The organism is Pseudomonas nunensis, from assembly GCF_024296925.1.
GTDB classification, from domain to species: Bacteria; Pseudomonadota; Gammaproteobacteria; order Pseudomonadales; family Pseudomonadaceae; genus Aquipseudomonas; species Aquipseudomonas nunensis.
Map to the genome: position 1 here is coordinate 4,381,232 of NZ_CP101125.1, position 14,857 is coordinate 4,396,088.

16 protein-coding genes are annotated in these 14,857 nt (G+C 59.5%); all 16 read right to left on the reverse strand.

Translation table 11 applies throughout. From position 1 onward, the window contains the following. Positions 1-38: 38 nt before the first annotated feature. The 16 genes from NK667_RS19135 to NK667_RS19210 all read right to left on the reverse strand — a co-directional run bounded on the left by NK667_RS19135 (position 39) and on the right by NK667_RS19210 (position 14,803). Positions 39-827 (reverse strand): protein phosphatase CheZ, encoded by a 789-nt coding sequence (locus NK667_RS19135; protein ID WP_054049363.1) that lies wholly within the window; start codon positions 825-827, stop codon positions 39-41. Between the two features lie 22 nt (positions 828-849). After that, positions 850-1,221: a chemotaxis response regulator CheY gene (locus tag NK667_RS19140; RefSeq protein WP_003183998.1), complete on the reverse strand. Its 372-nt coding sequence runs from the start codon at positions 1,219-1,221 to the stop codon at positions 850-852. A gap of 168 nt (positions 1,222-1,389) precedes the next feature. After that, a complete protein-coding gene (fliA, locus tag NK667_RS19145) occupies positions 1,390-2,130 on the reverse strand; it encodes an RNA polymerase sigma factor FliA (RefSeq protein ID WP_054049361.1) in 741 nt (246 codons plus the stop codon). Next, positions 2,127-2,957 (reverse strand): flagellar synthesis regulator FleN, encoded by an 831-nt coding sequence (fleN, locus tag NK667_RS19150; protein ID WP_003222917.1) that lies wholly within the window; start codon positions 2,955-2,957, stop codon positions 2,127-2,129. The genes fliA and fleN overlap by 4 nt, the downstream gene beginning before the upstream one ends. 116 nt (positions 2,958-3,073) lie before the next feature. Then, positions 3,074-4,408, reverse strand: coding sequence for a flagellar biosynthesis GTPase FlhF (gene flhF, locus NK667_RS19155; RefSeq protein ID WP_054049359.1), 1,335 nt, complete (start codon positions 4,406-4,408; stop codon positions 3,074-3,076). Positions 4,409-4,419: 11 nt separating this feature from the next. Next, the gene (gene flhA / locus NK667_RS19160; protein WP_054049358.1) at positions 4,420-6,549 is read right to left on the reverse strand and encodes a flagellar biosynthesis protein FlhA; all 2,130 of its coding nucleotides are present in this window, start codon (positions 6,547-6,549) and stop codon (positions 4,420-4,422) included. A gap of 378 nt (positions 6,550-6,927) precedes the next feature. Then, on the reverse strand, positions 6,928-7,593 hold the full coding sequence (locus NK667_RS19165) for a hypothetical protein (RefSeq protein WP_054615750.1): 666 nt from the start codon (positions 7,591-7,593) through the stop codon (positions 6,928-6,930). 217 nt (positions 7,594-7,810) lie between these two features. Continuing rightward, positions 7,811-8,950 carry a flagellar biosynthesis protein FlhB gene (gene flhB / locus NK667_RS19170; protein ID WP_054049354.1) on the reverse strand — a complete coding sequence of 380 codons (1,140 nt, stop codon included), beginning with the start codon at positions 8,948-8,950 and terminating at the stop codon, positions 7,811-7,813. A gap of 3 nt (positions 8,951-8,953) precedes the next feature. Continuing rightward, positions 8,954-9,736: a flagellar biosynthetic protein FliR gene (gene fliR / locus NK667_RS19175; RefSeq protein ID WP_054049352.1), complete on the reverse strand. Its 783-nt coding sequence runs from the start codon at positions 9,734-9,736 to the stop codon at positions 8,954-8,956. A gap of 3 nt (positions 9,737-9,739) precedes the next feature. Next, a complete protein-coding gene (gene fliQ, locus NK667_RS19180) occupies positions 9,740-10,009 on the reverse strand; it encodes a flagellar biosynthesis protein FliQ (RefSeq protein WP_054049350.1) in 270 nt (89 codons plus the stop codon). Next, positions 10,006-10,764 (reverse strand): flagellar type III secretion system pore protein FliP, encoded by a 759-nt coding sequence (fliP, locus tag NK667_RS19185; protein WP_054049348.1) that lies wholly within the window; start codon positions 10,762-10,764, stop codon positions 10,006-10,008. The genes fliQ and fliP overlap by 4 nt, the downstream gene beginning before the upstream one ends. Next, entirely contained in the window at positions 10,764-11,210 is a 447-nt protein-coding gene (gene fliO, locus NK667_RS19190; protein WP_054615751.1) for a flagellar biosynthetic protein FliO, read from the reverse strand. Before fliO ends, fliP begins: the two co-directional genes overlap by 1 nt. Next, positions 11,211-11,669, reverse strand: coding sequence for a flagellar motor switch protein FliN (fliN, locus tag NK667_RS19195; RefSeq protein ID WP_054049344.1), 459 nt, complete (start codon positions 11,667-11,669; stop codon positions 11,211-11,213). Positions 11,670-11,733: 64 nt separating this feature from the next. Beyond that, positions 11,734-12,702 carry a flagellar motor switch protein FliM gene (gene fliM, locus NK667_RS19200; RefSeq protein WP_054049342.1) on the reverse strand — a complete coding sequence of 323 codons (969 nt, stop codon included), beginning with the start codon at positions 12,700-12,702 and terminating at the stop codon, positions 11,734-11,736. A gap of 9 nt (positions 12,703-12,711) precedes the next feature. Next, positions 12,712-13,218, reverse strand: a complete 507-nt coding sequence (gene fliL, locus NK667_RS19205) for a flagellar basal body-associated protein FliL (protein WP_054049339.1) — start codon at positions 13,216-13,218, stop codon at positions 12,712-12,714. 199 nt (positions 13,219-13,417) lie between these two features. Continuing rightward, positions 13,418-14,803, reverse strand: a complete 1,386-nt coding sequence (locus NK667_RS19210; RefSeq protein WP_054615752.1) for a flagellar hook-length control protein FliK — start codon at positions 14,801-14,803, stop codon at positions 13,418-13,420. Positions 14,804-14,857 lie beyond the last annotated feature (54 nt).

Below are 14,857 nucleotides of genomic sequence, written 5' to 3' on the forward strand. Positions count from 1 at the left end.
AAGGTCTAAAAACCTAAAAAACCTAAAATGCTAAAACTCTAAAATCCTAGGCTGGATAACAAATCGTCCACATCGTCCTGACCGGACACAACGTCTTCTCTTTTATCGGCATGAATCTGCGGACCTTCACCCTGAGAGAGATGTTTTTGCGGATCTTTTTCAGCAAGCATCGCTTCACGGTCATGTTCGATACCCGCAAAGCGGTCTACCTGGCTGGCCATGAGCACGAGCTTGAGCAGGTTGCTTTCAACTTCGGTGACCAATTGGGTCACGCGCTTGATCACTTGACCGGTGAGGTCCTGGTAATCCTGAGCCAGCAGAATGTCGTTCAGGTTGCTCGACACCACGCGATTTTCTTCGCTGCTGCGCGTCAGGAAACCGTCGACCCGCCGGGCCAACTCACGGAACTCTTCAGCCCCGACTTCGCGACGCATAAAGCGTCCCCAGTCAGTGCTCAAGGCCTGGGCTTCCTGGCTCAGGCCATTGACCAGCGGCGTGGCGTTTTCCACCAGGTCCATGGTGCGGTTGGCAGCGGCCTCGGTCAGCTTGACCACATAACCCAGACGCTCAGTGGCATCCGTGATCTGCGAGACTTCCTCGGCTTGCGGCATGTTCGGGTCAATCTGGAAATTGACGATCGCGCTATGCAGCTCACGAGTGAGCTTGCCCACTTCCTGATACAGGCCGCGGTCACGGGTCTGGTTGAGCTCATGGATCAGTTGCACAGCGTCGCCGAACCTGCCTTTTTCAAGGCTTTCGACCAGTTCGACCGCATGTTTTTTCAGGGTCGATTCAAAATCGCCCTGTGAAGATTCGTTATGCTCCATAGCTCCCCCGTGGCGCAGTTGCTCAACCGATGCGTTCGAAAATCTTTTCGATTTTTTCTTTCAACGCCTGGGCCGTGAAGGGTTTGACCACATAGCCGTTAACACCGGCCTGGGCCGCTTCGATGATCTGCTCGCGCTTGGCTTCGGCGGTCACCATCAGCACTGGCAAGTGCTTGAGTTTTTCATCGGCGCGCACGTGGCGCAGCAGGTCGATGCCGGTCATGCCAGGCATGTTCCAGTCTGTTACCAGAAAGTCGATGCTGCCGCTGTTGAGAACCGGAATGGCAGTGGTGCCATCGTCAGCCTCGACCGTGTTGGTGAACCCAAGGTCACGCAACAGGTTTTTAATGATCCGCCGCATCGTTGAGAAGTCATCAACGATGAGGATTTTCATGTTCTTGTCCAATTCGACCTCCAAGCAGTCTTAAACGCGCCCAGCACCTGGACGCGCCATTTCAATCAATCCGGCAAAGCACTCAAATGACTGTCTGGAGCACAACAGATCGAGACCGCTGCAGTTCAACACCACACCAGCCTCGTTCGCAGTGTCCCCACACTGCCTTCAGCGCGCTCGCCACTCCCCCAAACGCCCCCGCAAACGGGCCGCGCACTGGCTGTGTAACTGGCTGACACGCGATTCGCTGACACCCAGGACCTCACCGATTTCCTTGAGGTTCAGCTCTTCGTCGTAGTACAGCGCCAACACCAGTCGCTCACGCTCCGGCAAATTGGCAATCGCGTCCGCCAATGCAGCCTGGAAACGTTCATCTTCCAGATCGCGCGACGGCTCCATATGAGCACTGGCGCCATCCTCGTGCAGCCCTTCGTGTTCGCCGTCCTGCAACAGGTCGTCGAAACTGAACAGGCGGCTGCCCAAGGTATCGTTCAAAATCCCGTAATAATCGTCGAGACTCAATTGGAGTTCGGCCGCAACCTCGTGATCTTTAGCGTCACGGCCGGTTTTAGCTTCAATCGAGCGAATTGCGTCGCTGACCATACGGGTATTGCGGTGGACCGAACGTGGTGCCCAGTCCCCCTTGCGTACTTCATCGAGCATCGCGCCACGGATTCGAATGCCCGCGTACGTTTCGAAACTCGCGCCTTTGCTGGCGTCATATTTGGTCGACACTTCAAGCAGGCCAATCATCCCGGCCTGGATCAGGTCTTCCACCTGGACACTGGCCGGCAAACGCGCCAGCAAGTGGTAAGCAATGCGTTTAACCAGTGGCGCATAACGCTCGATCAGCTCGTATTGCGAATCACGCGCCGATTTCTTGTAGAGGTTGTAGCCACTGGCTGTCATAGGACGGGTCCTGCGGTCTGTTGCACGAGACGCTCGACGAAAAATTCCAGGTGCCCGCGCGGGTTGGCCGGCAGCGGCCAGGTGTCGACTTTCTGGGCAATCGCCTTGAAGGCCAGGGCGCACTTGGAGCGCGGGAAGGCTTCGTAGACAGCACGTTGCTTCTGCACGGCCTTGCGCACGCTTTCGTCGTAAGGCACAGCACCGACGTATTGTAAGGCGACGTCGAGGAAGCGGTCCGTGACCTTGGTCAACTTGGCGAACAGGTTGCGACCTTCTTGCGGGCTCTGGGCCATGTTGGCCAGGACGCGGAAGCGGTTCATGCCGTAGTCGCGGTTGAGCAATTTGATCAGGGCGTAGGCATCGGTAATCGACGTCGGCTCGTCACACACCACCAGCAACACTTCCTGGGCTGCGCGAACAAAACTGACTACCGAGTCACCAATACCCGCAGCAGTGTCGATCACCAATACGTCGAGGTTGTCGCCGATATCGCTGAAAGCCTGGATCAGGCCGGCGTGTTGGGCCGGGCTCAGATGCACCATGCTCTGAGTGCCGGACGCGGCCGGCACGATGCGGATACCGCCGGGGCCTTGCAACAGAACGTCGCGCAGCTCGCAGCGGCCTTCGATCACGTCGGCCAGGGTACGTTTGGGCGTCAGTCCCAGCAGAACGTCGACGTTCGCCAGACCCAGATCGGCGTCCAGCAGCATGACGCGCCGGCCAAGCTCTGCTAGAGCCAGGGACAAGTTCACTGACACGTTAGTCTTCCCGACGCCACCTTTGCCGCCGGTCACCGCGATCACCTGTACGGGATGCATGCTGCCCATGTTATTTCTTTACCTTGTCTTGCATAGACGGAGGCCACATTACTGGCTGCGCGTTCATCAACTGAACAATGCATGGCAGACCATCGATGTAGGTACAAAAACTGTTCATTAGTACCTCAGCCAACCTGCTTGGTCGGGCTGTGGTAAATATCAGCGAACATGTCAGCCATGGCTTCTTCGCTGGGTTCTTCCTGCATTTGCACGCTGACCGCGCGACTGACCAACTGGTGACGCCGCGGCAGATGCAAATCATCTGGAATCCGTGGGCCATCGGTGAGGTAAGCCACCGGCAATTCATGACTGATGGCCAGGCTCAACACCTCGCCCAGACTCGCCGTCTCATCCAGTTTAGTCAGGATGCAGCCGGCCAGCCCACACCGCTTGTAGCTGTGATAAGCAGCGGTTAGAACCTGTTTCTGGCTGGTGGTTGCCAAGACCAGATAATTTTTCGATTTGATCCCGCGACCGGCCAGGCTTTCGAGCTGCATGCGCAGTGCCGGATCGCTGGCTTGAAGGCCGGCGGTATCGATCAGGATCACGCGTTTACGCAGCAATGGATCCAGCGCCTGCACCAGGGACTGGCCCGGATCGACGTGGGTCACCGACACATTAAGAATGCGGCCCAACGTCTTGAGTTGTTCCTGGGCGCCGATGCGGTAGCTGTCCATGCTCACCAGCGCGATGCTCTGCGCGCCGTACTTGAGCACATAACGGGCCGCAAGCTTGGCCAGTGTGGTGGTCTTGCCCATGCCGGCAGGGCCGACCATGGCAATCACACCGCCCTCTTCCAGTGGCTCGACTTCCGGTGTGGCGATCATCCGCGCCAGGTGCGCCAGCAACATGCGCCAAGCCTGACGAGGTTCTTCAATATCGGTAATCAGTGCAAGCAGGTCGCGGGACAACGGGCCGGACAAGCCGATGCGTTGCAGGCGACGCCACAGGTTGGCCTGGGCCGGACGGCTGCCTTGCAGCTGATTCCAGGCCAGCGAGCCGAGTTGCACTTCCATCAATTCGCGCAGGCTGTTGAGCTCGAAACGCATCGAGTCGAAAGCCCGTGGGTCGACACCGCCGGCGGCTGGCGCAGGGGCCGGCGCTGCACGACGAGGTTCGGAATACGTTGGTTCGATCAGCGGCTCGGCAGCGGTCAACGGCAGGCCGGCGAACAACTGGCGATTGGTGGTCTTGTCGCCGTTGGTCTCGCCTTCGCCACGCAGGCTCAGTTCGGCCTGGGCGGTAACGATGCGCGACTGGGTCTTGCGCAGCTCATCCTCGAGTTCCATGTTCGGAACACGCGGGGCCAGCGCCGACAGTTTGTAATCCAGGGCAGCCGTCAGCTCCACACCGCCGGCGATCCGGCGGTTGCCAATAATGGCCGCATCAGCGCCCAGCTCATCACGAACCAGTTTCATGGCCTGACGCATATCGGCGGCGAAAAAACGCTTAACTTGCATAAACCACTACCTCAGCCGTTGGGCCCTACTGTCGCAACGATGGTCACTTGCTTGTTGTCAGGGATTTCCTGATACGCCAACACGTGCAAACCCGGGACTGCCAGCCTGCCGAAACGCGACAACATCGCACGAACCGGACCGGCTACCAGCAGAATCACCGGTTGACCTTGCATCTCTTGACGCTGTGCCGCATCGATCAACGAGCGTTGCAGCTTCTCTGCCATGCTTGGCTCCAGCAGAACGCCCTCTTCCGAGCCTTGTCCTGCCTTCTGAAGACTATTGAGCAATATTTGTTCCAACCTTGGCTCAAGGGTGATAACTGGCAGCTCCGACTCAGTCCCTACAATGCTTTGGACGATTGCGCGGCTTACGCCGACGCGCACCGCGGCCACCAGCGCGGCAGTATCTTGACTCTTGCTGGCGTTGTTGGCGATGGCCTCGGCGATGCTGCGAATGTCGCGAACCGGCACTTGTTCGGCGAGCAACGCCTGCAAGACCTTGAGCAGTTGCGACAACGACACCACGCCCGGTACCAGCTCTTCAGCCAGTTTCGGCGAGCTTTTGGCCAGCAATTGCATGAGTTGCTGCACTTCTTCGTGGCCAATCAGCTCACTCGAATGCTTGTACAGAATCTGGTTCAAATGGGTTGCCACCACCGTACTGGCATCCACCACGGTGTAGCCGAGGGACTGCGCCTGGGCGCGCTGGCTGATTTCGATCCAGACCGCCTCCAGGCCAAAAGCCGGATCTTTGGCGGTAATGCCGTTCAACGTGCCGTAGACCTGGCCAGGGTTGATCGCCAGCTCGCGATCCGGGTAAATCTCGGCTTCAGCGAGAATCACGCCCATCAGGGTCAAGCGATAGGCGCTGGGTGCCAGGTCGAGGTTGTCACGAATGTGCACAGTCGGCATCAGGAAGCCCAAGTCCTGGGACAGCTTCTTGCGCACGCCCTTGATGCGCGCCAGCAACTGACCACCCTGGTTGCGATCCACCAGCGGAATCAGGCGATAGCCGACTTCCAGGCCGATCATGTCGATCGGAGTCACGTCATCCCAGCCAAGCTCCTTGGTTTCCTGGGCGCGGGCCGGGGATGGCAGCAGCTCTTGTTGACGCTTGACCTCTTGCAGGGCCTGGACCTTGACCACGCTCTGCTTCTTCCAGAACAGGTACGCGCCGCCGCCCGCCAGGGCCGCCATGCTGAGAAAGGAGAAGTGCGGCATGCCCGGCACCAGGCCCATGACTGCCATCAAACCTGCCGCCACCGCCAACGCTTTGGGCGAGGCGAACATCTGGCGACCGATCTGCTTGCCCATGTCTTCCGAGCCGGAAGCACGGGTCACCATGATCGCCGCTGCTGTGGATAACAACAGTGATGGCAATTGCGCCACCAAACCGTCACCGATGGTCAGCAACGCGTAAACCCGACCGGCATCGCCGAAGGTCATGCCGTGCTGGAAGATACCGACCGCCATGCCGCCGATCAGGTTGATGAACAGAATCAGCAAGCCGGCGATGGCGTCACCGCGCACGAACTTGCTGGCACCGTCCATGGAACCGTAGAACTCGGCTTCCTGGGCGACTTCCATGCGGCGCAATTTGGCTTGGTTCTGATCGATCAGGCCGGCGTTGAGGTCGGCGTCGATGGCCATTTGTTTGCCGGGCATCGCATCGAGGGTGAAGCGCGCGCTCACCTCGGAAATCCGCCCGGCGCCCTTGGTCACAACGACGAAGTTGATGATCATCAAAATCGCGAAGACCACGATACCGACCACGTAGTTACCGCCGATCACCACCTCACCGAAGGCCTGGATCACCTTACCCGCTGCGGCGTGACCTTCCTGACCGTGGAGCATTACCACCCGCGTGGACGCCACGTTCAGCGCCAGGCGCATCAGTGTCGCCACCAGCAGGATGGTCGGGAAAACCGCGAAATCCAGTGGCCGCAAGGCGTAGACGCAGACCAGCAGCACGACGATCGACAAGGCGATGTTGAACGTGAAGAACACGTCCAGCAGGAACGGCGGCACCGGCAACATCATCATGGCCAGCATGACCAGCAGCAACAGCGGCACACCCAGATTGCCCCGACTCAAGTCGGCGACGTTTGTGCGAGCACTGTTGATTAACTGAGAGCGATCCACCGGTTTTCCCCGTTCCTTTAAAGCAAACTTTTGACGCCTGAAGCAGACGCAGAGCGGCTACTGCAAGAAGCCTTCCAACTTTTGCGGGGCTCGGAAATAGAGGTTGATCGTTCCCACGCTCTGCCTGGGAATGCAGCCTGGGACGCTTTGCGTCCCTTCAAAATCCGAACGCGGAGCGTCCGAAGAGGCATTCCCACGCAGAGCGTGGGAACGATCTTAAACAGCGGTATTCAAGCGAAATTTCCAGACACTTGCTCGCCCTACCCAATCCCTGTGGGAGCGAGCCTGCTCGCGAAGAGGCCCTCAGCTTCAATTTCAATGTTGACTGACACAGGGTTTTCGCGAGCAGGCTCGCTCCCACAGGTTAATGCCGGCCAATCACCCCGCAGTCAGAATCTGCCCGGACGAGATAGGCCCAAAACCGAGCTCCCGACCCTTCATGTACCGCATACCCCTGAACAGTTGCAGGCCATCGACCTCAACCAAATCCTCATGGGCATACATAAGAATCACCACGCTTGAGGGCGCCAACACATCACCCGCCTTCGTGTGCCCCCCCATCAGATTGAGCGCCCATTGAAAGCTGACGGTCGGCAGATCAGCGATTTCAATCTGACGCGCCGGGTCTTCCCATCGAAAGTACGCCCGCGCGGTTATTCGCAACGCTCCGTTTACGAAAGCAAATTCGGGCTTTCCATAACGCTGATCCATTTCGCCGCTTGACCAGACATCCAAGTAGTTTCTGTCCTTCGTGAAGACGGCAGAAAGCGCCTCGCTGCTATGAATGGGCCCCGGCGCCTCAGAGAAATAGTTATAGCTGTCGTGATAGGCCAATCCCAACAAATCGGGTCGAATAGCATTGATCGGGCTGTTCAGGTATCCCGGAATGTACACATTCGCCATCTGCACAAAGTGCGTGAAGTCCAGGGTCATGTCGAAGGTGACTGAATAGCCAATGGCTCGCTCTGCGCGATTTTCCTCCAACCGACCCGCAACAAACTTCAGCTCCATGCCCTGAAGTTTTCTGTATTCAACTGCTGCCATGATCAATCTCCCAGCCCTGATGGATGTCGATTCATGACATCCCTCGAGAGGAGAGCCGTCTACTGTCAGAACTAACAGGTGCGGGGGCTTTTCGGATAGACGGGAGGTTGTTGGAAGGTCAAAAGATCGCAGCCTCGTTGTACTCGACAGCTCCTACGGGGGACCGTAATTCATGGGGGTTGTGTAGGAGCTGTCGAGTGCAACGAGGCTGCGATCTTTAAGAATCGCGACGCAGATCCGGCGGGATCGGCAGGTCGTCCTTGAGCGGATCCGGGCGCTTGCCCTTGCCGGCGCGATGCTGGCGGATCTGGTAGACGTAGGCCAACACCTGGGCAACGGCCAGGTACAGGCCGCCAGGGATTTCCTGGTCGAGTTCGGTGGAGTAATAGATCGAACGCGCCAAGGCCGGCGATTCGAGCAGCAGCACTTCGTTGGCCACGGCGATTTCGCGGATCTTCAGGGCCAGGAAATCGCTGCCTTTGGCGAGCAACATCGGCGCCCCGCCCTTCTCCGGGTCGTACTTGAGCGCCACGGCGTAGTGAGTCGGGTTGGTGATGACCACGTCGGCATCCGGGATCGCCGCCATCATCCGGCGCTGGGACATCTCGCGCTGCAGCTGACGAATTCGCTGTTTGACCTCCGGCCGCCCTTCCTGATCCTTGTGCTCGTCGCGCACTTCCTGCTTGGTCATCAGCAGTTTCTTGTGGCTTTCCCACAACTGCACCGGCACATCGACCGCTGCGATGATGATCAACCCGCAGGCCATCCACAACGTGCTCCAACCCACCACTTGCAGGCTGTGAATGATCGCCAGTTCCAGCGGTTCGTGGGCGATGCGCTGCAAGTCATCGATGTCCGAGGACAACACCGCCAAGGCCACGAACAGCACAATGATGAACTTGGCAAATGCCTTGAGCAGTTCCACCAGGGCCTTGGTGGAAAACATCCGCTTGAGGCCGCTGAGCGGGTTCATGCGGCTGAACTTCGGCGCCAGGGAGCCGAACGCAAACAACCAGCCGCCCAGGGAAATTGGACCGATGATCGCCGCCAGCACCAGCGAGATCATGATCGGCTGAATCGCCCACAAGCCGATTTGCCCCGAGTGCAGCAAGTAATTGGCCATGGACTTCTGGTCCATGATCACTTCTCGGGGCAGGGTGAAGTTGATGCGCATCAACTCCATCATGTCCTGGGCCAGGGCCCCGCCGAAAATCAGCAGCGCAGCGGAACCGACCAGCATGATCGCCAGGGTGTTGAGTTCCTTGGAACGCGCAACCTCGCCTTTGTCGCGGGATTCTTTCTTGCGCTTGTCCGTGGGGTCTTCTGTTTTGTCTTGACCGCTTTCGCTCTCAGCCATGACTCAGCGCGCCTGTGCCAGTTCGCGTAAAAACTGCAAGGCCTCGACGGCCATGGGTTGATACTGGTTGAGAATGTCGCCCAGGCTGACCCAGAGAATGAACATCCCGAGCACCAGGGTCAGTGGAAAACCGATGGAAAAGATGTTCAGTTGCGGCGCCGCCCGGGTCATCACGCCAAATGCGATGTTGACCACCAGCAACGCAGTGATCGCCGGCAGCACCAGCACCAGCGCCGCGCCAAGGACCCAGCCGAGCTTGCCGGCCAATTCCCAGAAATGATTGACCATGAAACCACTGCCGACCGGCAGCGTGGTGAAGCTTTCGGTGAGGACTTCGAAGACCACCAGGTGGCCGTTCATCCCGAGGAACATCAGCGTCACCAACATGGTGAAGAACTGCCCGATCACCGCCACCGACACGCCGTTGGTAGGGTCGACCATGGACGCGAAGCCCATGCCCATCTGGATCGCGACAATCTGCCCCGCCACCACGAACGCCTGGAAAAACAGCTGCAAGGAGAAACCGAGCACCGCGCCGATGATGATCTGCTCGCCAATCAGCAGCAGCCCGCTGAGGTCCAGCGGGTTGACCGGCGGCATCGGCGGCAGCGCCGGCGTGATGACCACCGTAATCGCCAGGGCCAGATACGCCCGCACGCGCCGGGGCACCAGGGTCGTGCCGAAAATCGGCATGACCATCAGCAATGTGCCGACGCGAAACAGCGGCAACATGAACGTCGCCACCCAAGTGCTGATCTGGGTATCGGTCAGTTGCAGCAGCGACATGACTTAGCCGATGACCATAGGAATACTGCCGTACAACCGCTGGATGTATTCCATGAAGGTCTGCACCAGCCACGGGCCGGCGACGATCAGCGTCACCAGCATCACCAACAGGCGCGGCAGGAAGCTCAAGGTCTGTTCGTTGATCTGGGTCGCCGCCTGGAACATGGCGACCAACAGCCCCACCAGCAGGCTCGGAATCACCAGCACCGCGACCATCATCGTGGTCAACCACAGCGCATCCCGGAAGATGTCTACGGCGACTTCTGGCGTCATGGCGAAACACCTCCGAAACTGCTGGCCAATGTACCGATGATCAACGCCCAGCCATCCACCAGCACAAACAGCATGATCTTGAACGGCAGGGAAATGATCAGTGGCGAGAGCATCATCATGCCCATGGCCATCAGCACACTGGCCACGACCAGGTCGATGATCAGGAACGGAATGAAGATCATGAAGCCGATCTGGAACGCGGTCTTAAGCTCCGAGGTCACGAACGCCGGCACGAGGATGGTCAGCGGCGCCTGATCCGGCGTGGCAATGTCCGTGCGCTTGGACAGGCGCATGAACAGCTCCAGATCGCTGGTGCGGGTCTGGGCGAGCATGAAGTCCTTGATCGGCACTTGCGCCTTGAGCACGGCGTCCTGGGCGGTCATTTTCTCCGCGAGGTACGGCTGCAAGGCATCGTTATTCACTCGGTCGAAAACCGGCGCCATGATGAACATGGTCAGGAACAGCGCCATGCCGGTGAGGATCTGGTTCGACGGCGTCTGCTGCAAGCCCAGGGCCTGACGCAGGATCGAGAAGACGATGATGATCCGGGTGAAACTGGTCATCAGCATGACGAACGCTGGAATGAAGCTCAGCGCGGTCATGATCAGCAGGATTTGCAGGCTGACCGAATATTCCTGCGCACCCTGTGCGTTGGTGCCCAGGGTGATGGCCGGAATCGACAACGGATCGGCGGCAAATGCCAGCGGCGCCGCCAGCATCAGGGCCAGGGTCAAGACGATGCGGAGCGCACCCATTACTTCTTATCCTTCTGATCCTTGCCCAACAGTTCCATCAGGCGCTGGGCAAATTCCGGGGTCGATTTTTCCGTCGCGCTCGGCACGTGCACCGGCTCTTTGAGCACGTGCAATGCGGTGATGGTGCCAGGGCTCAGGCCGAGCAGAATCTGCTCGTTGCCGACCTGCACCAGCATCAACCGGTCACGCGGGCCCAAGGCGCGGGAACCGATGATATCGATCACCTGGCCCTTGCCGGCGGGCCCTGCTTGCTGCACCCGGCGCAGCAGCCAGGCGAGGAAGAAGATCAACCCCAACACCAGCAGCAGGCCGAAGACCAATTGCGTCAATTGCCCGGCCATGCCGCTGCTGGCTACCGGTGCGGCGGCTGCCGTCGCAGTGGCCACCGGCTCGGCAGCCAAAGCGCTGAACGGCAATGCCAGCACAAACCCCAGAACCTTGTTCACTTAGCGCAGCTTCTTGATACGTTCGCTTGGGCTGATCACGTCCGTCAGGCGGATGCCGAACTTCTCGTTGACCACAACCACTTCGCCGTGAGCGATGAGGGTGCCGTTGACCAGCACGTCCAGCGGCTCACCGGCCAGGCGATCAAGCTCGATCACCGAACCCTGGTTGAGTTGCAGCAGGTTACGGATGTTGATGTCGGTGCTGCCGACTTCCATGGAGATCGACACCGGGATGTCGAGGATCACATCCAGGTTCGGGCCGTCCAGGGTGACTTGCTCGTGGTTCTTCGGCACGCTGCCGAACTCTTCCATCTGCAGACGGTTGGAGGCCGAGCCACCAGTGTCGGCGGCCAACAGGGCATCGATATCGTCCTGGCCGGCATCACCGGTTTCTTCCAGTGCGGCAGCCCATTCATCAGCCAGTGCCTGGTCGTCCTGGGCGTTCATATCGTCGTTCATCGTGTGTCCTCGGTAACTCTTCGATCAGAAGCAGTCATGTGGCAAATAGGGATTGGAGCGCCGGTCAGCGGCGCTCGATCGGCTCGATCACCTGCAACGCGAGGTTGCCTTTGTGCGAGCCCATCTTGACCTTGAACGCAGGCACGCCGTTGGCGCGCATGATCATTTCGTCCGGCATCTCGACCGGGATGATGTCCCCCGGCTGCATGTGCAGGATGTCGCGCAAGCGCAACTGGCGACGGGCCACGGTAGCGCCAATCGGCACATCCACGTCCAGCACGTCCTGGCGCAGGGCGTTGACCCAGCGCTCGTCCTGGTCATCGAGGTCCGACTGGAAGCCGGCATCGAGCATTTCGCGCACCGGCTCGATCATCGAGTACGGCATGGTCACGTGCAGGTCGCCGCCACCGCCATCGAGTTCGATGTGGAACGTGGACACCACAATCGCTTCGCTCGGGCCGACGATGTTGGCCATGGCCGGGTTCACTTCCGAGTTGATGTACTCGAAGTTGACTTCCATGATCGCCTGCCAGGCTTCTTTCAAATCGATGAAGGCCTGCTCCAGCACCATGCGCACCACACGCAGCTCGGTCGGGGTGAATTCACGCCCTTCGATCTTCGCGTGACGGCCATCGCCGCCGAAGAAGTTGTCCACCAGTTTGAACACCAGTTTGGCGTCAAGGATGAACAACGCGGTGCCGCGCAACGGCTTGATCTTGACCAGATTGAGGCTGGTCGGCACGTACAGCGAGTGCACGTATTCGCCAAACTTCATCACCTGCACACCACCGACGGCAACGTCCGCCGAGCGGCGCAGCATGTTGAACATGCTGATGCGGGTGTAGCGGGCGAAACGCTCGTTGATCATTTCCAGGGTCGGCATGCGTCCGCGGACGATCCGATCCTGGCTGGTCAGGTCGTAACTTTTGACGCTGCCGGGTTCGGAAGCGGTATCGGTCTGTACCAGACCATCGTCGACGCCATGCAACAGCGCATCGATCTCATCCTGGGACAGCAGGTCCTGCACGGCCATGTCGTGTTCCTACTGCAGTACGAAATTAGTGAAAAGCAACTGTTCGATCACCACTTTGCCGAGTTCTTTCTGCGCCACTTCCTGGACGCTGGCGGTGGCCTTCTGACGCAACATTTCCTGGCCGACCGGGGTCGCGAGGGTGGCGAAATCCTGGCCGGAGAACAGCATGACGAGGTTATTGCGAATGACCGGCATGTGCACTTTCAGCGCCTCCAGATCCGCCTGGTTGCGACCCTGCATGGTGATACTCACCTGCATGTAGCGCTGGCGGCCGTTCTGGTTGTAGTTGGCGACGAAGGCTGGCGCCATCGGCTCGAAAACTGCGGGTTGCTTGCCGGCCGGTGCGGTTTCAGCCGCCACCGCAGGTTTGCTCTGGGCACTGTGCATGAAGTACCAGGTGGCCCCCACGGACAAACCGATCGCCAGCAGCACCGCCACTACGATCGCAATGATCAGCTTGAGTTTGCCTTTGGTTGCAGGGTCTTTAACCACTGCTGCTGCTTCGCTCTTCGCCATGCCAATAATCCGTCACTATTCAGGTTTTCACAGTTGCACGGCAAGGCAAGAGCAAGTGTTATGCCAGAAGTTGCGGGGAGAGCGTGGAGGCATCGGAGAAACACTGTAGGAGCGAGGCTTGCCCGCGAAGAACGATGATGTGGTTTAACTGATAAACCGCAGCGCCTTCTTCGCGGGCAAGCCTCGCTCCTACAGGGGGTCAGGCGTAGTAGTCGACGGCGCTGGAGCCGATGACGCTGGTGGTGCTGGCGGCGACTTCGGCAATGTTCGGCACAATCTCGTCATCCATGCCATCCACCCGACCGCCACTGGCGCTGGTGCGACCGCTCTGCCCCTGCTGTGCCTGTTGATCCTGCCCCTGGCCCTGCCAGCCACGGGACTGGTCGGAGACGTTGACATCGACCTGGCCCATGCCCTGTTGCGCGAACATGTCACGCAGGCGATGCATTTGCCCGTCCAGCGCTTCGCGCACGCTCGGGTGAGCACTCATGAAGGTCACTTGGGTCTGCTGGTCCGGCACCATGCTCACCCGAATATCCAGGCGTCCCAATTCAGCCGGTTGCAATTGAATGTCGGCGGCCTTGAGGTTGGTGCTGGACAGGTACATGACCCGGTTCACCACTTCCTCGGTCCAGCCACTCTGATGCATGGCAATCGGCTGGTTGACCGGCAGCGCATTGGCGGTTTTCGGCGTGGCGGCCTGGGTCAATGCCGCGAGACGGCTGGCGAAATCATCGACCCGGGTATCGCTGCTGGAAGACGTCAGGTCCTTGAGCCCTTCATTAAGCAAGCCACTGAAGGCCTTTTCGCCGCCCTGGCTGGTGCTGTCCTTGTCGCCTTTCACATCGAGCATGGTCGCCATGCCGGCGGCGAAGTTCTGCGCCGAGGTCAGGTCGCCGTCAGCAGAGGCCTGGGCCGGTGTCGCTTTGGATTGAGACTGGCTGGAAGCGGAGACATGACCACTCTGCTCCATAGCCATGCGCAGGGCTGGCAGCGCATCGAGAGGATCGGCCTCCGGATCGAAATCCGTGTCGGTGGTCGCGGCAGCTTGCGCCGGAACGGCAGTCACAGGGGCAGCAACAGCCGGCAATCCGTCCTGCGGTTGTTCGGTCGTGACCACGGCAGGCGTCTGCGCCACTGGCGCGGGAGTTACTGGCGCAGCCGCTTGCATCACGGCAGGATCCAGCGCCGGGTCAACCGGCGGAGTATCGACCGCGACCGGCGTATCGGTAGCATCGGTAGCATCGGTGTCACTGTCGCTGGCGCTCTTGTCATCCGTGGATGTCGGCGCCGGTTTATCGGCGGGCAAGGATTTGCCGCTATCGGCAACAGTCGGCTTCGAGGCGGCAGACTTATCGTTGCTGACGTCCTTTTTTGCCGGGCTGTCCGGGGTTTTATCCTTGCCCGGTTTGACTGGCGTATCAGCCACCACGGAGGGCTTTTTTGGGGCCTGATTGGCGAAGACGTTGGCGAAGCTGGATGCTTTATCCCCAGGCTCAGCGGCCACTGCCGGCGTATTGGCGGTGGCGGTTTGAGGCTTGGCCTTGGCAGCGGCCTGAAGAAGCGAATTGGGGGTAACGGGCATGACGCGGTCTCCGCTGCACTGGGATCGTATGTACAGTTGAGAGAGATAACTGCA